This window comes from Mammaliicoccus sp. N-M50 (assembly GCF_022386995.1).
GTDB classification, from domain to species: Bacteria; Bacillota; Bacilli; order Staphylococcales; family Staphylococcaceae; genus Mammaliicoccus; species Mammaliicoccus sciuri_A.
The window spans coordinates 179,253-201,936 of sequence record NZ_JAJNJA010000004.1; the positions used below are offsets into that span (position 1 = coordinate 179,253).

General features: G+C 30.8%; 21 protein-coding genes. 4 read left to right on the plus strand and 17 right to left on the minus strand.

Translation table 11 applies throughout. The features are described from left to right. Nucleotides 1-65 precede the first annotated feature (65 nt). Both LQ622_RS08290 and LQ622_RS08295 read left to right on the plus strand, forming a co-directional pair. Nucleotides 66-935 carry an N-acetylneuraminate lyase gene (locus tag LQ622_RS08290; protein ID WP_239774925.1) on the plus strand — a complete coding sequence of 290 codons (870 nt, stop codon included), beginning with the start codon at nucleotides 66-68 and terminating at the stop codon, nucleotides 933-935. A gap of 30 nt (nucleotides 936-965) precedes the next feature. Then, the gene (locus LQ622_RS08295; RefSeq protein WP_037589058.1) at nucleotides 966-2,474 is read left to right on the plus strand and encodes a sodium:solute symporter family protein; all 1,509 of its coding nucleotides are present in this window, start codon (nucleotides 966-968) and stop codon (nucleotides 2,472-2,474) included. Between the two features lie 423 nt (nucleotides 2,475-2,897). Here LQ622_RS08295 and LQ622_RS08300 read toward each other — a convergent pair whose 3' ends face one another. Then, complete coding sequence (locus tag LQ622_RS08300; protein ID WP_037589060.1) at nucleotides 2,898-3,830, minus strand: ABC transporter substrate-binding protein; 933 nt, start codon at nucleotides 3,828-3,830, stop codon at nucleotides 2,898-2,900. Nucleotides 3,831-4,021: 191 nt separating this feature from the next. Next, on the minus strand, nucleotides 4,022-4,396 hold the full coding sequence (locus tag LQ622_RS08305) for a YbaN family protein (RefSeq protein ID WP_025906841.1): 375 nt from the start codon (nucleotides 4,394-4,396) through the stop codon (nucleotides 4,022-4,024). A gap of 146 nt (nucleotides 4,397-4,542) precedes the next feature. Between LQ622_RS08305 and LQ622_RS08310 the strand changes: the two genes are divergently transcribed. Then, nucleotides 4,543-5,481, plus strand: coding sequence for a DMT family transporter (locus tag LQ622_RS08310; RefSeq protein WP_239762073.1), 939 nt, complete (start codon nucleotides 4,543-4,545; stop codon nucleotides 5,479-5,481). A gap of 46 nt (nucleotides 5,482-5,527) precedes the next feature. Here the strand turns inward: LQ622_RS08310 and LQ622_RS08315 are convergent, their stop codons facing one another. From LQ622_RS08315 to LQ622_RS08380, 14 genes are all read right to left on the minus strand, one after another. Next, a complete protein-coding gene (locus LQ622_RS08315) occupies nucleotides 5,528-6,697 on the minus strand; it encodes an acyl-CoA dehydrogenase family protein (RefSeq protein ID WP_037589062.1) in 1,170 nt (389 codons plus the stop codon). Between the two features lie 144 nt (nucleotides 6,698-6,841). Beyond that, on the minus strand, nucleotides 6,842-8,233 hold the full coding sequence (locus tag LQ622_RS08320) for an L-cystine transporter (protein ID WP_239762072.1): 1,392 nt from the start codon (nucleotides 8,231-8,233) through the stop codon (nucleotides 6,842-6,844). Nucleotides 8,234-8,749: 516 nt separating this feature from the next. Beyond that, a complete protein-coding gene (locus tag LQ622_RS08325) occupies nucleotides 8,750-9,418 on the minus strand; it encodes an ABC transporter ATP-binding protein (RefSeq protein ID WP_037589065.1) in 669 nt (222 codons plus the stop codon). Nucleotides 9,419-9,429: 11 nt separating this feature from the next. Beyond that, nucleotides 9,430-10,350: an ABC transporter permease gene (locus LQ622_RS08330; protein WP_126477744.1), complete on the minus strand. Its 921-nt coding sequence runs from the start codon at nucleotides 10,348-10,350 to the stop codon at nucleotides 9,430-9,432. Next, nucleotides 10,347-11,513 (minus strand): ABC transporter permease, encoded by a 1,167-nt coding sequence (locus tag LQ622_RS08335; RefSeq protein WP_204175177.1) that lies wholly within the window; start codon nucleotides 11,511-11,513, stop codon nucleotides 10,347-10,349. The genes LQ622_RS08330 and LQ622_RS08335 overlap by 4 nt, the downstream gene beginning before the upstream one ends. Before the next feature lie 18 nt (nucleotides 11,514-11,531). Then, entirely contained in the window at nucleotides 11,532-13,031 is a 1,500-nt protein-coding gene (locus LQ622_RS08340) for a DUF6583 family protein (protein ID WP_239740455.1), read from the minus strand. Nucleotides 13,032-13,108: 77 nt separating this feature from the next. Next, nucleotides 13,109-13,717 carry a C39 family peptidase gene (locus LQ622_RS08345; protein WP_037589072.1) on the minus strand — a complete coding sequence of 203 codons (609 nt, stop codon included), beginning with the start codon at nucleotides 13,715-13,717 and terminating at the stop codon, nucleotides 13,109-13,111. Between the two features lie 147 nt (nucleotides 13,718-13,864). After that, complete coding sequence (locus LQ622_RS08350) at nucleotides 13,865-14,221, minus strand: transcriptional regulator, SarA/Rot family (protein WP_037589073.1); 357 nt, start codon at nucleotides 14,219-14,221, stop codon at nucleotides 13,865-13,867. A 418-nt stretch (nucleotides 14,222-14,639) separates the two neighbouring features. Further along, nucleotides 14,640-14,993 carry a DoxX family protein gene (locus LQ622_RS08355; RefSeq protein ID WP_025906850.1) on the minus strand — a complete coding sequence of 118 codons (354 nt, stop codon included), beginning with the start codon at nucleotides 14,991-14,993 and terminating at the stop codon, nucleotides 14,640-14,642. Next, entirely contained in the window at nucleotides 14,993-16,045 is a 1,053-nt protein-coding gene (locus LQ622_RS08360; protein ID WP_239774926.1) for an LLM class flavin-dependent oxidoreductase, read from the minus strand. Before LQ622_RS08360 ends, LQ622_RS08355 begins: the two co-directional genes overlap by 1 nt. Before the next feature lie 148 nt (nucleotides 16,046-16,193). Then, complete coding sequence (locus LQ622_RS08365; RefSeq protein ID WP_239740453.1) at nucleotides 16,194-16,556, minus strand: hypothetical protein; 363 nt, start codon at nucleotides 16,554-16,556, stop codon at nucleotides 16,194-16,196. Nucleotides 16,557-16,582: 26 nt separating this feature from the next. Beyond that, complete coding sequence (locus tag LQ622_RS08370) at nucleotides 16,583-17,131, minus strand: tubby C-terminal domain-like protein (RefSeq protein WP_126477740.1); 549 nt, start codon at nucleotides 17,129-17,131, stop codon at nucleotides 16,583-16,585. A 30-nt stretch (nucleotides 17,132-17,161) separates the two neighbouring features. Further along, on the minus strand, nucleotides 17,162-17,908 hold the full coding sequence (locus tag LQ622_RS08375) for a transcriptional regulator, SarA/Rot family (protein ID WP_239762068.1): 747 nt from the start codon (nucleotides 17,906-17,908) through the stop codon (nucleotides 17,162-17,164). A gap of 14 nt (nucleotides 17,909-17,922) precedes the next feature. Beyond that, a complete protein-coding gene (locus tag LQ622_RS08380; RefSeq protein WP_239740452.1) occupies nucleotides 17,923-19,935 on the minus strand; it encodes a helix-turn-helix domain-containing protein in 2,013 nt (670 codons plus the stop codon). Between the two features lie 488 nt (nucleotides 19,936-20,423). Here LQ622_RS08380 and LQ622_RS08385 point away from each other — a divergent pair, with 488 nt between their 5' ends. Continuing rightward, on the plus strand, nucleotides 20,424-21,203 hold the full coding sequence (locus LQ622_RS08385) for a CHAP domain-containing protein (protein WP_037589080.1): 780 nt from the start codon (nucleotides 20,424-20,426) through the stop codon (nucleotides 21,201-21,203). A gap of 45 nt (nucleotides 21,204-21,248) precedes the next feature. Here the strand turns inward: LQ622_RS08385 and nhaC are convergent, their stop codons facing one another. Next, nucleotides 21,249-22,649: a Na+/H+ antiporter NhaC gene (gene nhaC / locus LQ622_RS08390; protein ID WP_239762067.1), complete on the minus strand. Its 1,401-nt coding sequence runs from the start codon at nucleotides 22,647-22,649 to the stop codon at nucleotides 21,249-21,251. Nucleotides 22,650-22,684 lie beyond the last annotated feature (35 nt).

Sequence of the window (22,684 nt, forward strand, 5' to 3'; positions counted from 1 at the left end):
TACAATATGATTATAAATTGGTCTGACAATATTATCAATTAATAAATATAAAGGAGTTTTTTTAAATGAAAGGATTATATTCTGCATTACTCGTGCCATTTGATGAGGAAGGCAATATTTTAGAATCAGGTTTAAGACAAATCATTCGCCAAAATATCGATAAACAACAAGTAGATGGTTTATATGTAAATGGTAGTTCTGGTGAAAATTTCTTAATGAATACTGAACAGAAGAAGAAAGTCTTTGAAATTGTTAAAGACGAAGTAGGATCAGACGCTAAATTAATCGCACAAGTTGGTGCATTAGATTTAAACGAATCGATCGAATTAGGTAAATTTGCTACAGAATTAGGTTATGATGCATTATCAGCTGTAACACCATTTTATTACCCATTCAAATTTGAAGAGATCAAGTATTACTACAATGCCATCATTGAAGCTACTGGTAATGAAATGATTATTTATTCAATTCCAGCATTAACTGGCGTTAACTTATCTATACAACAATTTGAAGAACTTTTCGAAAATGAAAAAATCATCGGTATTAAATATACTGCAGCTGACTTCTACTTATTAGAAAGAATTAGAAAAGCATTCCCAGACAAATTAATACTTTCTGGCTTTGATGAAATGCTTATTCAAGCTGCTGTGTCAGGTGTAGATGGTGCGATTGGTTCAACTTATAACATCAATGGACAACGTGCTAGACAAATCTTTAATTTAGCTAAAGAAGGCAAAATTGAACAAGCATATGAAATTCAACATGAAACAAACGATATTATTGAGCAAGTATTAGCTTTAGGTATTTACCCTACTTTGAAAGCTGTACTAATTGAAAATGGCATTGAGGCAGGTACAACTAAACGACCACTCGCGCCATTAGATGAAGCATCACTCCAAAAAGTTAAAGAACTTGTTTCTAAATACAATTTATAATTATTTGATGTACAAAGGGGATGTCATATTATGAATGAAGTAGGATTTGGTACAGGAAACTGGATTGCATTAATTTTATATTTAATTGCAACGTTATTAGTAGGTGTATATTTTACAAAAAGAGCTGGTCAAGATACAGACGCATTCTTCAAAGCAAAAGGTAGAGTCCCTGCATGGGCAGTTGGATTCTCAATTTATGCGACAACTTTAAGTGCGATTACTTATATGGGAACACCAGAAAGAGCATTTAATACAGACTGGTCTTATGCAGCTGGAAATATCGCCATTATCGCGATCATTCCATTACTAATTTATTTCTATATTCCATTCTTCAGAAAGCTTGATGTAACAACAGCTTATGAATATTTGGAAGAAAGATTTGGTATCACAATGCGTGTTATTGGATCTTTAGCATTTACATTATTCCATATTGGTCGTGTTGCGATTGTTATTTATTTACCAACATTAGCAATCACTTCCGTTTCAGATATTAACCCATATTTAATCGCAGCGTTAGTTGGATTATTATGTGTTATCTATACGTTTATGGGCGGTATAGAAGGGGTTATTTGGAGCGACGTTATTCAAGGTATTATCTTATTAGGTGGTGCTGTTGCCGTTATCTTCTTAGGTGCTTTCCAAATTGATGGAAACTTCGGTACAGTCTTAAATGAAGCTGTACAAGATAAGAAGTTTGTTTCAGTGGATAACTGGAAATTCGGGACTGCTGCCGCTGCAATTCCAATTATATTTATTGGTTCTATCTTTAATAACTTACACCAATACACTGCCAGCCAAGATATCGTTCAACGTTATCAAACAACTGGTTCAATATCATCAACAAACAAATCGTTATGGACTAACGGGTTATTAGCATTTATTACAATCCCTATCTTCTACGGAATGGGAACTGTGTTGTATTCCTTCTATAATAATGTTACATCTTTACCAGAAGGATTTAATACATCAGCTATCGTACCTTATTTCATTCTGACACAAATTCCACCATTTGTTGGCGGATTATTAATCGCTGCTATATTTGCTGCAGCACAATCAACAATTTCTTCAAGCTTGAACTCAATTTCAGCCTGTGTAGTTGTCGATTTAAAACAAAGATTTTCTAAAACAAATAACGCTAAAAATGATGTATTATTAGCAAGAATCATCATTATTCTTGCAGGTGTCTTTGGTACATTAGCATCATTATACTTAATTAATCAAAAAACAAACGAAACTTGGGATTTATTCTTACTTGTAACAGGACTATTCGGTGTACCAATTGCCGGCGTGTTTGCAGTAGGTATATTCACTAAGAAAGCCAATACTTATGGTGTTATCATCGGACTAATCGTCGCAGCAATCGTTTCTTACTTTGTAGGAAAAACAGATATCACACCATTTACAGTATCCGTTATCGGTTTCTTTATCGCATTTATTGTAGGTTACTTAGCAAGCTTACCATTCGCAAAACACAACAAGAATATCGTAGGCTTAACCATTCATACAATTAACGATCAATACGTGAAAGAAACAAAATAATGAACTATATTAAAAGCAGGGACATCGGGGGTCCCTGCTTTTTATTTTTGTTGTATAATGTTTGAGAGTCTTCGTGCGTTATACCCTAATTTTGTACCTTTGCGCACGATATCTTTCAGTCTTCGTGCGTTACACCCTAATTTTGTACCTTAGTGCACGATATCTTTCAGTCTTCGTGCGTTGCACCTTGATTTTGTACCTTACCGCACAATATCTTTCAGGCTTCGTGCGTTACACCTTGATTTTGTACTCTTGCGCACGATATCTCTCAGTCTTCGTGCGTTACACCTTGATTTTGTACTCTTGCGCACGATATCTCTCAGTCTTCGTGCGTTATGTCCTGAACAATAAAAAAGCAGAGACTGACGTCCCTGCTTTTTATATTCTGATAATGAGAATCGGTGTTATAGCATTTGCTATTGATTATTCAGCTTTTTTAAGAATTTCATCTTTTAAGTATTTACGTTGCATTTCTAATGAATATGGATCGTTATACCAGAATGTTTGTGCATCAATTTCGATGACTTTATCATTTTTAACTGCTGGAATTGATTTCCATGATTCAGTTTTAGTGAATTCTGGTTTTGCTTGTCCTTTTGTTACTGGTAAGAATAAGTAATCTCCTGAATATTTTTCAATTTCTTCTTGAGAGATTTTTTTCCAACCGTCTTTTTTAACATCTTTTTCAATGCTTTCTGGCATTGCTAAACCGAATGCTTGGTATAATACTTCTGTTCCTCTACCCCAGTTTTCACCGTAAGTATAGATGTCTTTTTGGAATGCTTCAATAACTGATACTGTAGTATCTTCGCCGATTTTATCTCTAATTTCTTTCCCGTCTTTAGAAGTTTCTTTCTTCCATTTTTCTACCCATTGTTTAGCTTTATCTTCTTTACCAACTAATTTACCTAATTCTACTTGCATGTCTAAGTAATTGTGTTTTGCATAGTCGTAAGGAATTGTTGGAGCGATTTTATTATATTTCTTTAAGTTTTTATCTGCGTTATATGTAATGATTAAGTCTGGTTTTAATTTAGCTACTTGTTCAACATTGTCTTCACTAACTTTTTCAATACCTTTAATTCTATCTTTAAGTATTGGTGTTTGATCTGTAGAAGCTGGTACACCCACAGGTTTAACACCTAAGTGTAATAAGCCACCAACGTATGATGGTGCTAATACAACAATACGTTTAGGGTTTTTCGGGATATCTATTTTTTTACCGTCGTCTAATTTATAACTTACTGTCTCTTTACTTGATTTTGTTTTACTGCTGCTCTCTTTCTCATCAGATTTATTGCCACAAGCAGCAACAACTAATGCTAAAGCCATAATAAACACTAAAAGTTTCTTCATAATTATCCTCCCAATTGATAATGACTCTCATTTTCATCTTTGTCTATTATATAACCCTTCAATCTATATAGCAATAGAATTTTTAAATTTATATAACTTTTTTATTCTATTTTACAATAATAATGATGTATGCAAATACAACAAAAAAATACCGATAAAAGACGTTACGTCATTTTATCGATATTTTAATATTATGATTTATTTTTACTTGGTAAAGTTTTAACAAAAGTGAATAATACAACAGTTTGGAAGAATAACATGATGCAAAGACCTATGCGAATATAAAAATGATCAACCATCCAAATTGAAAAGCCTACTACGATATATACACTTATAAGCAGTTCAAATTTTTTCTTTAAAGTGTACCCTCTATATTTTTGAAAATCTTCTACATATTCTTTATAAACTTTTGTGCTTACTAACCAACTATGGAATTTATCTGAACTTTTAGCAAAACAAAATACTGCTAATAATATAAAAGGTGTTGTAGGTAATAACGGCAATACAGCGCCAGCAAATCCTAATATAGTAGCAAGTATACCAACTGATATTAATACAAATTTCATGCGGAAACCTCACTTTTAACTCATTATGTTCATTATAAGAACGCATATTATAAAATTGCAAGTAAAACATTTCAACTTATTGTTTAATAATTTATCAAATGCTAAAATTAATTAATTAACATCTTTTAGAATCGAGGGGCTTATAAGTGCAAAACAAACAACTAAAAGGTACTTTATTAGTGATGCTTGGCGCTACTTTTTGGGGATTAGGTGGAACAGTTACTGAAAAGTTATTTACAGAATATCATTTACCTGTTTCATTATTTGTAGCTGAAAGATTGATATTAAGTGGATTTTTCCTTTTGCTCATTGCAAAATTAATTCAGAAACATCCTTTAACAAATATATTTAGAGTCAAACATTCATTATTTCAATTGATTATATATGCTTTATTCGGCATGTTAGGTGTGCAATACACATTTATGGCGACCATTGATAAAGGTAATGTTGCAATCGCTACTTTGTTACAATTTTTAGCACCAGTCGTCATATTACTATATTTACTGATCACTAGAAAAAGCAAATTTAGAATAACAGATATCATCATTATTGTGTGTTCACTATTTGGAACGAGCTTATTATTAACAAATGGTGATTATGCCACATTATCAGTCCCTCCAAATGCAATCGTCTGGGGATTAATAACAGCTTGTGCAGCTGCTTTTTATACTGTATATGCTGTTAAATTATTTTTAAATTGGCCATCTCTTGTTGTTATCGGTTGGTCAATGTTTATTGGCGGTATTGCACTTTCAATTTTCAACTTAGACTTCTCATTTCCTTGGCATTTATTAGATGTTCAAGGTGTGATTTATTTCATCTTTGTGATCACTTTCGGAACGATGTTTGCTTTTTGGATGTATTTAGAAAGCGTGAAGTATATTAGCCCACAAACAACTGCATTATTTGGTGTGCTTGAACCCGTAACAGCAGTTATATCTTCAGTTCTATGGTTAAAAGTACCATTTGGATTGTGGCAACTTATTGGCATGATTGTCATCTTGGTTGTCGTACTATATATGTCAGTAGGCATGAAACCAAGACGTAAAAAACGTAAAAAAGTCATACAAACAGATCAATTATAATAAAAAATTGGGTTGAGACATGATGTTATGTCCCAACCCAATCCTTTTATTTAAGTTTACTTCTTTCTTCTCTAGCTTTTTTAGCTAATTTTGTAATGGTTACATCATCCATCGGCGGATTGTGTAAGCCAGCTCTTATATCTCTATAATAGCGTTGCAATGGCCTTTCCATTTGTAAGCTTTTCGCACCTACAATTCTCATCGCGATATCGATGATTTTAATAGAGTGATTAACAACAACATGTTTAGCTGCACCTAATTCAACATCTATAACTGCATCTGTAATAGAAGGATTTAAATATTTATTGATTACACTATATATATAATGTCTTGCAGTCGTTAATTCTAATTCCATCTGACCAATATTTTGTTGAACAGCTGGAATATCAGCAATTACGCCATCGATACTTCCAGGACTATATTCATTCGCAAAATCAACAGCATAATCTCGTGCTGCTTGCCCAATACCTAAGTATACTGCTGGAATATGTAGATTCCATGGGTTGATATTATTGCCTCTTGGACCATTCGCAACTTCTACTAAGTATTTCTCATGAACTTTAACATCATCTAACACTAAATCATGACTTTCAGTAGCACGCATACCTACCATATTCCAATTCTCTGCTATTGATAATCCTTCAGATTCTCTTGGTATTAAAAAGAATCCGAGTGCTTCTTTTTCTGGTACATATGCACCAACAAGAAAATGCGTTAACCTTTGACTCATTGTTGTAAATGTCTTAACACCATTTATAATGTAATGGTCTCCGTCACGATCAGCATGTGTACTTGGACGTGCGCCTCGAGTTGGACTGCCTGTTTCCGCTTCACTTACAGCTCTATTAACAATCGCACCATTTAATACTTCTTCAGCAAATTCATCTAATAAATCTTGCGTCCATAATTTTTCTTGATAAATTTGACCAACTACACCCATATGCCAACCAATGGCTAATGCCGTCGCACCATCAATTCTACCTAATGTTTCTTGGAATAAAATGATATCTTCTGGTGTCGCACCTTCGCCACCATATGATTTTGGAAGTACAATTTTTGTATAGCCTTCATCAATTAACCAATTAATATTTTCATATGGAAATTCTGAATTTAAATCATTTTTTTCAGCGTGTTTTTGTAATGACGCTTTATGATTTTCTATTTTATTAACCCATTTTTGTTGGAATTCATTCTTAATAAATAAATCTCTACTCATCGTGTCCACACTCCTTAATATCACTTTATCATTGTATTTATTTGCTTTCAATATATATCCGAGCATACCTATAAGTTTTTATAAAAAACAGGCAATACTGAAATTCACGATCGGTATCAGTATGTGCCTGTATAAAATTAATGATTAATATGATTCTCCAAGTTCATTGAAGTCTTGGTCATTGTATTTTTCTTCATCCAATTGTCCTGTAATTTTAGCAGTAGCTGTACCAGCTAACATTGAATCATTAACATTCAATGCTGTTCTACCCATATCGATTAATGGCTCAACTGAAATTAATACCCCTGCTAAAGCAATAGGTAAATTCAATGTTGAAAGTACGAGTATAGCGGCAAATGTTGCACCGCCACCTACACCTGCTACACCAAATGAACTGATGACTACAACACCGATTACAGATAAGATAAACGGTAAATCAATGTCAATACCTGCACTTGGCGCAATCATCATAGCTAACATCGCTGGATATATACCCGCACAGCCATTTTGTCCGATTGATAAACCGAATGAACCTGCAAAGTTAGCAATACCTTCTGGAACACCTAGTCTAGTTGTTTGTGTTTGAACATTTAATGGTAACGTTCCTGCACTTGATCTAGACGTAAACGCGAATAATAACGTTTCACTAGCTTTTTTAACATAAGTAGCTGGGTTTAAACCAACAACAGATACTAAGATTAAATGGATGATGAACATTGTAATTAATGCTGCATACGATGCGACAACAAACTTACCTAATGTCCATACTGCTTCAAAGTTACTTGTCATCACCGTTTTAGTCATAATCGCTAAAATTCCGTAAGGTGTTAATCTTAATACAAAAGTAACAATTCCCATAACTAAGGCATAAATCGCATCTATACCTCTTTTGATTAAGCTACCTTTTTCAGGTTCTTTTCTCATCACACGTAAGAAACTAAATCCAACAAATCCTGCAAATATAACAATCGCTATTGTTGAAGTTCCTCTAGCACCTGTGAAATCTAAAAATGGATTTGCAGGTAACAATTCAAGAATTTGTGATGGTAAATTATTAGCCGTCATATCTTTAGAAGTTTGTTCTATTTCTTGACCACGACTATTTTCCACACTACCTAAATCTATTTGTGATGCATCTAAATTGAATAGCATCGCATAAATAATACCAACTAAAGCTGCAACAGCAACTGTTCCTAATAAGAATGTAAATATCCAAGCGCCAGCTTTAGCAAAGTTTTGACCAATTGTTATTTTAGTAAAAGCTGAAACAATTGATATAAAGATAAGTGGCATAACGATCATTTGTAATAGTTTTACATAACCAGTACCTACAATATCAAACCATGAAGCTGTCGACTCTGTTACTTTAGAATCTACACCGTAAATAAGATGTAAAGCTAAACCAAACACAATCCCTATTCCTAAACCTATAAGAACACGTTTAGAGAACTTTACATGTTTCTTATTTAAATGAACTAATAACCCAATAAATAATAAGAAAACAATAATATTAATAACTACCCAAAGTGTTTCCATTAAAGGACCTCCCAAAAACATTTAATTCCGATACATTAAATAAGAATACACTTTAAAAATATGTTTTGCAATACGTTTTTCTTTTTCTAAAATTTCAGATAAATATAATCAAAAAAACATACTAAGATCATTGTTTGAATAACCTTAGTATGTTTTAAATTATGATGATTTTTTTAATTACTTACGGTCGCTTTAGTTACAATTCCACCGACTTTTGTTACTATAGGCGTCCTTAGTTACAATTCCACCGACTTTTGTTACTAACGACCTCCTTAGTTACAATTCCACTGACTTTTGTTACTATAGGCGTCCTTAGTTACAATTCCACCGACTTTTGTTACTAACGGCCTCCTTAGTTACAATTCCGACGACTTTTGTTACTATAGGTGCTCTTAGTTACAATTCCACCGACTTTTGTTACTATAGGCGTCCTTAGTTACAATTCCGACGACTTTTGTTACTATGGCGGCTCTTAGTTACAATTCCACCGACTTTTGTTACTAACGACCGCCTTATTCACAATACAAGACTGTCTTCAAATGTCCAAGATTTATCGGTTAATATATTTCTATAGAATGGATCTTTACCGATTAACTTAATTTCATCTGCTAAGCTTTCGACTTCATCTAAATGGTGAGTTGTTAATATAATGAGTCTTGTTGTTTTTAAATGATTTAATAATTTATGAATATCAAATCTGGATTTCAAATCAATACCTACTGTTGGTTCATCTAAAATTAATATACTTGGATTTCCGAGCAGTCCGATTAATAAATTAACTTTACGTTTTGTTCCTCCAGAAAGCGAAGAAATTTTTGCTTTTCTTTCATATAAATTTAACTGATTACAGTAATCTTCTATAAGCTCTGAAGATATAGGTTGTTTATTTAATGCTTTAAAAAATTCTATATTTTCGTTAACTGTCATATGTTCAAATAGTGCAATATCTTGAGGTATATAACCTATGATTTCTTTGATTTTTTTATTGCTTAACTTTTTCCCAAAATAACGGATATCTCCACTATCTGGATTTTCTAATGCTGTAATCATTCTTAGCAATGTCGACTTACCCGCACCATTTTCCCCTAATAATACAGTAAGTGTTTTATCCTTAAATGTTGTATTAAAGTCATGGAAAATTTCTTTATCTTTATACTTCTTTGATAAATGCTCTATTGTAATCATGTATACACCTCCTAAACTTGAAAATACAAATATAGACAACTTATTGCGATAGACCATATGATAGACATAAAAAATTTATGACTAAGCGTATTTATTTTAAATAAGAATATACTTAAGACACTTTCATATATAAACAATGTCATCAATAAGACTAAATAAAATACAATGCTTAATGACCATGATAGTAGTAAACTCGTGATGACTACAATCGCGAATAATAATATGACATGACTCAATATATAATACGTAAATAATTTTAATTTTGTGCCATTAAACATCATTAATCGCTCTAGTGCAGCATTTTGTTTCAGTCGTTGATGCAATACAATTTGACTACAACTTACGATTAAGAGTAATGCAACATATACTGCTGCACCAATCGAAACATCTGAATGCTTTTGAACTGCATGGTGTTCCATTTTAGAGTGAGGTGTATGTTTAATATATGCTTTTTTAATTTCTTGCATCGATACATCTTGTTTAGATTTCTTCAAATGATCCTCAATAATGACGGGTATTTGCTGTTTGTATAAAGCTTTACTCGTCACTTCTAATGCAATTTCTCCAATGAAATCATCTTTGTAATATAACGGAATGCTATCACGCAAACGATTTTCCTTTAACCGTTCACTAAAATCATCAGGTATTTGTAAGCTTACGATTGCTTGCTTTTTTTGAATGACATCTTCAATATATGCCTCATTCTTTGGCAAACGTATAACTTCTAAATATTTTGTTTGCTCTAAAGTGTGCACTAGCTCTTTTGAAGATTGAGATTCATCCAAATCTTGAACTGCTATTGGCATTTTAAATAATTGATTACTAGATGCTTGAACACCTACAATGATCAATATTGTTATTAACAGTAACGCCACTAAAGTTACATATTGTTTCCATTGCTTTTTAACAACTAAATGAAAGATTGATTTCATCGGCGATACCTCCAATACAAAGCAGAGATTACTAATACGAGCATAATACCTAAATGCCAATAATACATTGGATGTGTGTCAATGATGTAATTATTTAAAAGCATTTCTACTAGCTGATTAAACACAATTGAAAATGGTAATGCTTCAATCAATCCTGCACTCAAACTTTTCAAATAAATGATTGGAATCACAGCGCCAGATAACAATAAGATTACTAGCGTTAATAAAACTTTAAACAAATAATTCAATATATTTCTAAACGCAATATCTATAAAGAGAAATACTAAAAATATCATGACTAAATAATAAGCAATATCTAAGATAAGTTGCCCAATATTATACATTTCAAATTCTGGTTTAAGAAAATGTATGATGACCCATAAACCAAGTATGCTCCAAAGTGTTGTATAGAAAAGACTAAACACACCTCTTACAATTGTTAACTTTTCATAAGAAAAATGATACATACTTAATCGTTCTTTTAATGCATCTTTTTGATTCATTTTTAAAATGCTAAAAATTGAAAAGAAAAAGAAAAAGATAGATACAAAATAAGTTGAAATTGTATAATAACTGAACGTATCAAATACTTTGATAGGCTCATCGTCAAAGGAGCCGCTTCTATTTAACCCAGTAAATAACATATCTGTCATCATCGTTAACAATTCATTTTCGGATGCACTAGGATAAAGAGATGTATATGACATCGCCCCACCCATCGACAACATTAACCTGCTATATACCGAATCTGTTAACTGCAAAATAATAATACTTTCAACTGATTGTTTATCATATGTATTCACAACTATTGGTAATTCACCATTTTTATAAAATGCTTTCGTCATGCCATCTTTAAAGACAAAGTAGCCATCAATTTTCTTTTTTGATAATAGTTGTCGAGCTTTCTCTTCATTATAATGCTTTATAGACAAATCATTTCCGAGTGATTGCCCATCACCTATCGCATTTAAAATTAACTTTGTTTCTTTAGATTGGTCTTTATCTACGATTCCAATTGTAAACGCCTGATCTTTTTCATTTACTTGGTTAACCCCAATCATAACGGCCAACACAGCTAAAAATAATAATAAAATATATGCAATCAAATACCACTTTTTAATTAAAAAAGAGTGGTATATGTTGAACAATTTTATTGTCGACATATAACCACTCCTCTCTAATTATTGAATATCTTTCGCAAGATCTTCTCCTAAATCTTGTAGCTTATCTTCTATTTCTTTTGTTAAATCATCAACTTCTGAGTCTGATAATGTATTAAAGTCAATCGCGCCATCTTTCTTGAATTTAATGTCTTTTTTCAGTTCAGTTTTACCATCCATAATTAATTTAATATTTTCACCATTCACATCGAAATCAACATTTAATTTTTGTTTTTGTTGATTGTTTTTAGTGTCTGTTGTTAAATTATGGTCGTAATTTAAGTCTAAGCTTTGACCGCTAGATGGTGCAATCGTCACTTTACCTTTATCTGTACGTTTATCTCCATCAACTTTAGATTTATTATCTAATTTTAATGTTGTTGTTGAGTATGAATTTTCTTTGATTTCTAAATCATATTTATCGCTAATTTCATCTTTACCAGTTGATTTACCTTTAAGTGTAAGTTCACCGTCTTCACCTGGTGCTGATACTTTATAATCTACTTGTACGCCATCATCGATAACATTTGTACCTTGAATTCTAACTTTTTCATTATCTTTATTTGTAATTGTTAAGTCACGTTTCAAGATTTCTTTACCGTCTACGTAGATGATAGATTTCACTTTAGGATAATTTTTTACATCTTCGTCTTTAGCTTTCTTCAATAAATCTTTAATTTCTTTATCATACTCTTTTACATTACCTTGTTTTTCTACGATGTTTTTAATATCTTCATCTTTTTTAGCTTCTTCAAGAATTGCTACAACGATTTTCTTAGTATCTTTTTCACTTAAGTTCATTGTTACTTTTTTCAATTCTTTTTCATCATCAAAAATCTTAACTTTTTCTTTATCTTTTTCAAAGTTATCGTCATCTAATTGATCAACAAATAAGTCACTATATCTTTTTGAGATTTTGTCGATTTGATCTTGAGAGATTTGAGAGCTAGATAAGATCGTATTTAAATTTAAAGAATCATTTGTAATTTCTTGTCCGTCTGTTGAATCTAATGATTCACCAGTAGCTTTTTCGATTCCTTTTTTAATTTCATTATTTTTTACTTTATATATGTCTTTAAATAATGGTGTTTCTAAATATTGATTATTTTTGTCTGCGCTCCATTGGAAGTTACCAATCTTGTTGTCTGCAATTGTAGGTTCAATACCTAATTTAGAGTTTTTCGCTTTAGGATCATGCCCAACATTAAAGACAATATTCGTTGAGTCGATAACTGACTTTGGTATGCCTAATTGAGAAACTAATGAATCTGATACTTCTGCTCCAAATTTGAATGATGTTTCATAAGATTCATCTTTCATTTTATCTTGGAATTCAGTTTCGTTTTCAAATCTGTCGTTAAAGTATTCTTTCCAAGATTTTGCTGATTCTTGTTCACTTAATAAATATGTATTCTTTGGCGTATTTGTTAGAAAATAATATGTTGCTGCGCCACCAATTCCTACTATTGCAAGAAAGGCTACTACAATTCCTATAATTAGTAACTTTAATTTAGTAGACATTTAAACACCTCTTTTTAAAATTTATAACCATATCATAACAAATGTTACAACATTATGACATAATATTTTAAAAATAATTATATTTTTTTGTAAATACACATTTTTCCTGGCGTATTATAACTCATCTTCATTTTATTTTTTTTCATTTTGATAATTTGATATTTGGATGGCCATAATGCTGGTATATATGCATATCCCAGTATTTGCTTCCATAAAGGATCTATATAATAGTAATACTCATCATCATATCCAATTAATAAAGTTACATGGATATTTGTAACATAGGATTTACCTTTATCACCGATTTTAAAAATTTTGCGAATCGGTTTAGCTCCTAATGTCGTATGATATATTACAACCGGATGACCTTTATCAATTATCTTCTCTAGATCTTCAAGTTCAGTACCCGTACCATCAATAATTTCTGAATCATATCTATTTAGAAATTCTGCAAGTACATTTGGAAAAATAGTTTGGTGATGGCCAAATTTGATTAGAAAATGATTGCCTACATATCCCTTTTCTGGGTTATCTGAATGTGTTGGCCACTTACTCATAATAGTCGTTGCATTAATATCTTTATTATAGAAATTAAGCAGCATCGAACTTGCCGTACCTTCACACCCCATAACCATTGGTATAGGAAATAATTGACTTTTCGGTTTAACATTTAATAATTCGCCCATAGAGGTTCTCCTTTTACGATATCTTCTTAAATAAATTCGTTTGTTTATACATATAATATATCATTTAACATTTAACTACATAGTATAAAAAAGCGGGACAGAGCATCTTTTACTAAAAAGATTTCTTTATCCCGCTTCTCGATATTATTATAGTATTTCAGCTTCAATTTCCATTAATAATTTTTTTATCTTTTTATGTTGAACTTTTGATACTTGTAACGCAACTGTTCTCTCATCTTGATCATTTCTCTTTTTAGAAATAAGTCCTTTTTCTTTTAAGTTTTGCACGGCTTTTGAAATATAATATGGCTTAAATTTAGATTGTTTAATGATATCTTTAACGTTGTAACAATCTTTTTCTCCTTTATATATATAAACTAAAATATATATTTCTTCGAACGAGAGTGCAAATTGACTTTTGATATTTGCGATATAATCTTTTGATTTCCTAGTTGTAACAACTAATTCAACGATGTTTCTGATTGGTACTGATACTGATTCCATTGCAAATCAACTCCTTAAAATAATCTAATAAATAGTTGAATTGGTATATTGTGCAATCTTTAGTATCTATAGCATTTTTCCCTTTCAACACAATGATTTAATAATATTTATTATTTTATAATGACTTTTAAAAACATTCAATAAATTTTCAAACAATCACTTTTCAACATTTCCAACTTTACGAAAAACACTTATATATCAAGCCTTACAGCGTACATTTTACAAAAAAATTACCTGTGTATATAGTTTTTATTTATGACATTTTAAAAAAATATTACTTTTTAAATATAAAGAATTCCTACCATAAATTGAATAATATATAATAATGATGATGGCAGATTTTCTTTTGCATTTTCCTAATTTTGTTTAAAACAAAAAATCTGGTACATCTTAATGTACCAGATTTAAAGATTGTATATTATTTTTTCTTACCTAATGTATCAACGAAACTTAATGCAGATAAACCTAAAAGTGTTAAAGCATGTTTAGCACCTTTAAAGCCATGTCCAGCTTCATAGTGTTTATATGCTGCAACTGTCATAACCGAACCTACAAGTACTGAACCTAATCTTGATAAAGATTTGTTGCAAGCACTTAAGAATAAGAAGATAGAACCTACTAATTCAAGTCCACCAGCTAATTTCATAGCATTTCTTGAAAGGCCGAATCCTTCTTCGAATTGTTGAGCCATACCGTCGTCATCTTTCACTTTTGGTTGACTTGAATCAAAAATTTGTTTACCTACATATACATTTAATAAATATCTTAACATTACTTAATTTCCTCCTTATTTTTCATATATTCATCTACAATCGGTTTAACTTGCTCACCTAATAGTTGAATAGATTTTAATACTTTTTCATGTGGCATAGAGCCTACTGGTAAATGTAACATAAATCGATTAATACCTAAATCTTCATGCAGTTTAATAATTTTAGATGCAACTGTTTCAGGACTTCCAACAAACAATGCACCATGAACAATTTCTTGTTCGAATTTTTCCATTGAATACGGTGGCCATCCACGTTCTCGGCCTAATTGATTTATAACATATGCACTTGATGGATAATATTCTTCCATAGCTTGTTCATCAGTTTCAGCAATGTAACCCCATGAGTGTGTCGCTACAGGTAATTTAGATGTATCAAAACCATTTGATTCAGCAACAGCTTTGCACATTGCCACATTACGTTTAAAACGACTTGGCGCCCCTCCTATAATAGCATAAGTGATAGGTAATCCCAATTTTCCTGCTCTCATAGAAGATTCTGGATTACCTCCAGTTGCTAACCAAATAGGTAATTTATCTTGAACTGCTCTTGGAAATACTTTTAAATGATCAATTGCAGCTCTTGTTTGTCCTTGCCAAGTCACGGTTTCATTTTCATTAATTTGCATTAATAAATCTAATTTTTCTTTATAAAGTAAATCGTAATCTTTTAAGTCATATCCGAATAGTGGAAATGACTCAATAAATGAACCTCTACCTGCCATAATTTCTGCTCTACCATTACTAATCGCATCTAATGTAGCGAATCTTTGATAGACCCTAACAGGATCGTCAGATGATAATACTGTTACTGCTGATGACAATCTAATGTTTTTAGTTTGACTAGCTGCAGCTGCTAACACTGTAACTGGATCTGATACTGCATAATCTTCTCTATGATGTTCCCCTAATCCATAAACATCTAATCCTACTTGATCAGCTAGCTTAATTTCTTCAACAATTTGATTTATTCTTTCATGTGCAGGGAAAGGTTTGTCCACACCATTAATTAGAGAGATTTCAGCAAATGATGATAATCCTAATTCAAATTTCATGTTCTCACCTCGATATAATTATTATACTAGATATAATTATTATACTAGATATAATTATAGTACTAAATTGTCATTTGTCAATATTATTAATCAAAATAAAAAAGTAGCACATAAACTTCTGCAGAAGTTTATGTGCTACTTTTTTTGTTTAAAGATTATTTTCTAAATTGCATAACTTGATAATAGACTGTTTTAAAGGCATCTCTTGTTCATAAATCCTTAACTGATCGATTGTTTCTGGATTTAAATAAATACATTTTTTAGGTTCTCCATTTTGAAATGCAACAATTGCTTCTCCATCTTCACTACCTTCAAACATTCTATCAACGTCTGAAAAATATTGACTCAAAATATAAATTAATGCATCACTATATCTTTCACGGTCTTGTTTATATAATTCAACTTGATCATCTTGTATATAATACGCATCAACAATAGTCATGCCATCTATTTCAGATATTTCATGCGTAATATCTTGATTCAGTTGTTCTCTCTTAAAAAATTTAAACAACGTAAACGATCCCCTTCATTTATCAATTAATTAGATTTACTTCTTTGATATTCCTGATACTCAAAAAATACTTGGAATAGCATGATTAACATTGCAGGATGATATTTTGAATTAACAATTTCAATATTATGATTGGATGCAATTTTAAATCTTTCAGACTTAGTCTCCATGACTAAATTATTTGCTTCATCTGTTACTTTTACAGATCTAGATATAAACCCTGATTCAAACAATAAAGTATCGTTTTTTTCACCATTAAATATTATTCTAGGTTTAAATCCAATTTTTGTTTCGAATGTACCTATTTTAGTGTCGTTCTTAAATACTTCCCAAACAGTTTTAAAAGGTGTCTTTAACTTTCCTTCTATCGATCTTTCTTGTAACACTTTAAAAGTGCCGCCTTCAAATTCAATCATAAAATTATGTTTCTTTCTTCCTAACAACGCAAATGTTTCTTGTCTAGTGGACGTATAATATAAGCTTAGTATAAATGCAGGATTATTGTGTTCATCATAGACTTCGATTGGTTTTGTTGATGCACCGAAAAAGTTTTCTTTGAAATGAAAATGTGACATATTAACCTCCTGAATGAGTTGTTATTATGCTCATTCTACCATAGCTAAATTTTGTTCACCATCTTTAATATTTTGTGATTTTAGTACATTTTCTATCATTAATTTAATCAACTTTTCTTTATCCTTCTTAATTGAAACTAATACAATTCGTTCATCTGTATTTGATCTTTCTTTATCAAGATAGTTTAACTTTACAAGTGCCTTTATAGATTTATTGATTTTTACTAAATCCCATCCAAACTGATCTTTAATATCTTTTAATGTTCTACATCCATTTTTAGACATCTCTATAAATAATAAAATCATAAATTGATCGATGTTCATTCTATATTCATGATTGATACTGAGATGTATATCATTCATCACACGATTAACCTCTATCACATAATCAACGAAACAATCCATATTTAAGTCTGGATAAATCTCATTTAAATTATGCTGAAGATCCATTTCTACTTGATTAATTAATTGAGATATTTTCGATTTGTGACGAGTTTCTACTATTATAATGATTTTTCTCTCATCTTGCTTTAATCGTTCTTTTTTATAATAGTTCAAATCATGTAAATAGGATATGACATGAGTTAACATCGTTTGATTAATACGAAGTACTTCTTTAAAATCTAGAGCTGTATATTTTCTTCTATTTTGATTATCGTTAATAAACTGCAAAATTTTTAAATGATAAATATTTAATGCGTAATTTTTCTTTAGTATTTTCTTCACTTGAAAATTTAAATAATTTAATTTCAATAATTCGTTCTTATATTCAGTCATAGCTCAATACCACCTTATTTTATTTTTTGTTTTATATAGATATGCTTAATGACATCAGCTGAAGAATCATAATCTATTACTAATTTTCTTAACTCTTTCTCAAAATTTATTGTATTTATCTTATTACCAGTTTCTTCATTAAAATGCTGATTAATTGGCTTATTACGTTTAATACAAATATCGTGAATTCTATACTCAATATCCTCAATGTTCAATCCAGTAATATTTAGTTTTTGATGCAGCTTATTAAACAGTTTATTATTTGGAAAAATTAATAGCTGATATTCATTTAAATAATGCGTAATTACAATATTGTCATTAAAAAACACGATATTTCCTCTTAATCTTTTTAAAGTTAAGATTAATTCAAATAACTGATACTGACTTTCTTTATTTAATTGTAATTCTTTGATCATAAGGTGACTGCTCTGTGAAGGTATCATACTATCAATCCAAGTATCATCTATAATAATTGAAATTCTTTGCTTATACTCTAAACACCATTTAAATGTTTCAATAAGTGATTCGATTCGATTAGGGGTTGTCGGTTGATATAAGATATTTAACGAAGAATTATTCTTTAATATAGTAGTTATTTCTCTGTCGGAGACTAATTCATTGTAAACTTTGCATGCAATTTGGTTATTTCCATCTATTATATGTGTCATTTGATTAGCTAAGTATTTATCGTAATCATTCAAAATTAACGTTACTTTTGAATCTTTCAATGTTTCATTTATCATTTTATAAACATGATTATATTGGTAATATGTCATATTTAAATAGAAATGAAACTGCCTCTGTCCATAATAGTACGTACAATCAATTAAATAATTTAATAGTCGCTTAAATTTATCTGTAAACACTTCTAAATTTTCAGTTCTAGATAAATTTATTTCAAATGAAATCTCAAATTGGTGTTCCATTGAGAATGAAAACATTTGATGCATCAATCTATTACTTTCAAAATTCGATTCGTTTAAAAGTCCATTAAGTAAGTGATGCGAAAACAATAATCCAAATTGCCCAATTTCTCTTCTCATCGTTAATAACTTTGATTGCTGAAAATTATTAGTTAATGTTTCAATGTTACTGATATATATTAATAAATTTGAAGTTGGAATCTTTGATGTTGATTGTGTATCTATATGAATATCTGAACTAACATAATCTACAACATTGGTAGATAACTCCTTTATACGATGAGATATATTTTCATAATTTTTAAGAAGAATTGTTCGTTCATTACTAAATGGATAGTACTGATCATTGGTCAGTTGCTTTCGATATTTCGCTGGCGTTATGTGATACTTTTCTCTAAAACTTTCTATAAAGTTCGATTCGTAAGTAAATCCATTATCCCCCGCAATTTGTGTAATAGATTTCTTTGAATAGATCAAGTCAAATACGGCATAAGATAAACGTATACTTTTTCTAAGTCCTATAAATCTCATATCCGTTATTTCTTCTAGATTTTCTGAAAACCATCTCACTGATAAAATACAATTCGTCGCAACTTCACCTATATATAATTTTTCTTTATAATTTTCATACATATAATTGATTGCTTTATGTATATCATTATTTAAAAAGTAATCATGATCTTCATCTACAATCCTATATAACCTCAATGTCATCATCAATTGCTTAATTGCATTAATCACATTTCTATCTTTATTATTTTTATATTTAAAGTAATTGACCAGCACCTTGTTCATATAAAACCTAAGCGCTTTGTAATCAAGTTTATCTACATCAATATAATACTTTTTATCAAATTGAAAAAAGTAATCTAGTTCACATCTTGATAAATATAAACTTGCTATAACAGTATCCTCTTTAGAATAAATACGATAATGTTCTAAATCATTAATGATGATAATTTCATTTTTTCGATAAACTCTTATTTTTCCATTGATATAGATTTTACTACTTCCTTCTATTACAAATAGAAGTAATAACCCCATATTAAAATCAGATTTAATATTTAAAGGTTGGTAAATTTTAAAATTACTATCATATAACATGTCAAACACCTCAATTCCTTATGAAACATCTTTATTTACTATTCACGATAATTATAATTCAACAAATATTACTAAAAATACTTTATTCTTGACTTTTTATTATGAAATTTTGTACTTATTTTAATCCTTCAGAAGCAATATTCTTTTATTTATTGGATATAATTTTTCGTATTATTATCCAAAGTCAATTATTTTATTATGTCTTAAATATTACAAACGTGTAACAAAGAATCCTGTTTAGTAACTAAAAGTGCTTAAAAACGTTGGTATTATAACGTTCTTTATTCAGTGTAAAATGTTCGGAATTATTACATGAAATCTTTAGATATTTAAATTAAATTACAAAGCTTTAACATTCAACACAAACTAAACTATTTCTGATAAAGTAGGTTTTGTTGATTAACAGCGAAGAAAAAACTTATTAGAAAAAAAACATAAAACATATACGAAAAAATTATTTTTAAATTATCTAGGAGGATTTATTTATTATGAAGAAAATCGCAACAGCAGCAATCGCAACAGCAGGAATCGCAACATTTATGGCACATGACGCAGATGCAGCAGAAAATACACAAGGATATAATCCAAACGATCCATATTCTTATTCTTACAATTACACAATTGACCAACAAGGTAACTACCACTACACTTGGGAAGGTAACTGGAATCCATCATCTCATTACGGTTACCAAGCTCAACAACAAGTAGCAACTAACACTGCTTCTTCAAATAACGAAGCAGCTTCAAATACAAATTATTCACAACCAGCATTCAATGCTGCACCAAATGGTGGTGGTTTAGGAGATTCTCATAACACATCTTCAAACCAAAACAATGTTCGTGTAACAACTACACAAGCACCATCAACTAGCAACCATACAGCAACTACATCAAACTCAAGTTCAAATGTAAGCACTACAACTACATCAACTTCTCGCCCATCAACTGGTGGAGGAGCTAACTTATACACTGCAGGACAATGTACTTACTATGCATTCAGCAAACGTCCTGACTTAGGTAGCACTTGGGGAAATGCTAATAACTGGGCTAACGCAGCAGCACAATCTGGTTACACAGTAAATAACAAACCATCTGCAGGTTCAGTATTACAAACTACAGCTGGTGGATACGGTCACGTTGCTTACGTAGATAAAGTAAACTCTGACGGTTCTATCCAAGTTTCTGAAATGAACTACCAAGGTGTAGGTGTTGTTTCAACTCGTACAATCTCAGCTTCAGCAGCTGGTTCTTACAACTACATTCACTAAGATGAATATAAATAAAAAAGAGCAATCGCAATGATTGCTCTTTTTTTATGCATTTGTTTTTACTTTTTTGATACCGATACCTGTTATACCATAAAATGCTGCAAAGAACACACATAAATAACATGGTACAGCCCACCAGAAGAAATCTCCTAACGAAACACCCAATAAATCACGATAATATATACCTGATGTTCCCCATGGGATAAATGGCAATACCATCGTCCCACAATCTTCTAGCGTTCTTGATAAGTTTACACGATCTAAATTACGTTCATTATACATGTCCATTAACAATACACCTATCATAATAATTACGACAGATGCAACACCAGCTGCAAATACCAGTATTAAGCTTCCCGCTATCGTAACTAATATCAAATGTGAATCTTTAGAGACTTTACTAGATATTGTCGTTAAAATAACTTTTAAACTGCCAGATGCTTCTACAATACCCGCAAATGCATAACCGCAGAAAATCGTTACAACAATTTCAGTCATACTCATAATGCCACCTCGTTGTAACAGTTCTACCATTGAACTTGATGCATCACTTTCAGCTAAGCCTGTCATATTGATATTGAAACCTTGCATCGTTACATTAAATGCATCTACTATTTCAAATCCATTATTAAACACACCTACAAACATTGCGACTAAACTAGATAATAACATCATCGGTACAGTAGGTTTTCCTATACTAATACCTAAGACTATAACAATAACTGGTACCCATACCCAAAAGTTTAAATTAAAAGCTGTATCAATATTACTCAGCAATTCATTTATTCTTTTGCTTTCTACATTTTTAGCATCAAATTGTAAGCCTGCTATAAACCATATAATAAGCCCAATAATTGATGCAGGTATTGTCGTCCACATCATATGTTGGATATGCCTAAAGATATTTACTTTCGTTACTAATGCAGCTAAATTGGTCGTATCAGAAAGTGGTGACATTTTATCTCCAAACACACCACCTGCTATTACAACACCTGCAACCATACCTATCGGAATATTCATTTCATTGGCAATCGCCATTAATGCTATACCAGCTGTACCTACTGATCCCCATGCAGTACCTGTAGCGACAGATGTAACGGCTGTTATGACAAATGCAGTTACTAAAAAGTATGTCGAATTGATCGTTTCTAAACCATAATAAATTAAAGCAGGTACAGTGCCTGAATACATCCACGTACCTATTAAAATACCGACTGCAAATATTATGTATATAGCTGGCATTGCAGTTGCTAGCCTCTTTGTAATACCATCTTGTAAGTCTTCCCAAGTTAAGCCTACTCTAATGGCTATAAAGCTCGCATAAACCGCTGCAATAATTAATAAAGGCTGAATTGGATAATGTAAAATCCCAAAACCAATCAATACGACTAGCCCCATAAATAAAATCGTAGAAATTGCTTCAAATAAAGTTGGTAATCTCTTCATATAATGCCCCCTTCAATATACTTAGAAAACTAACC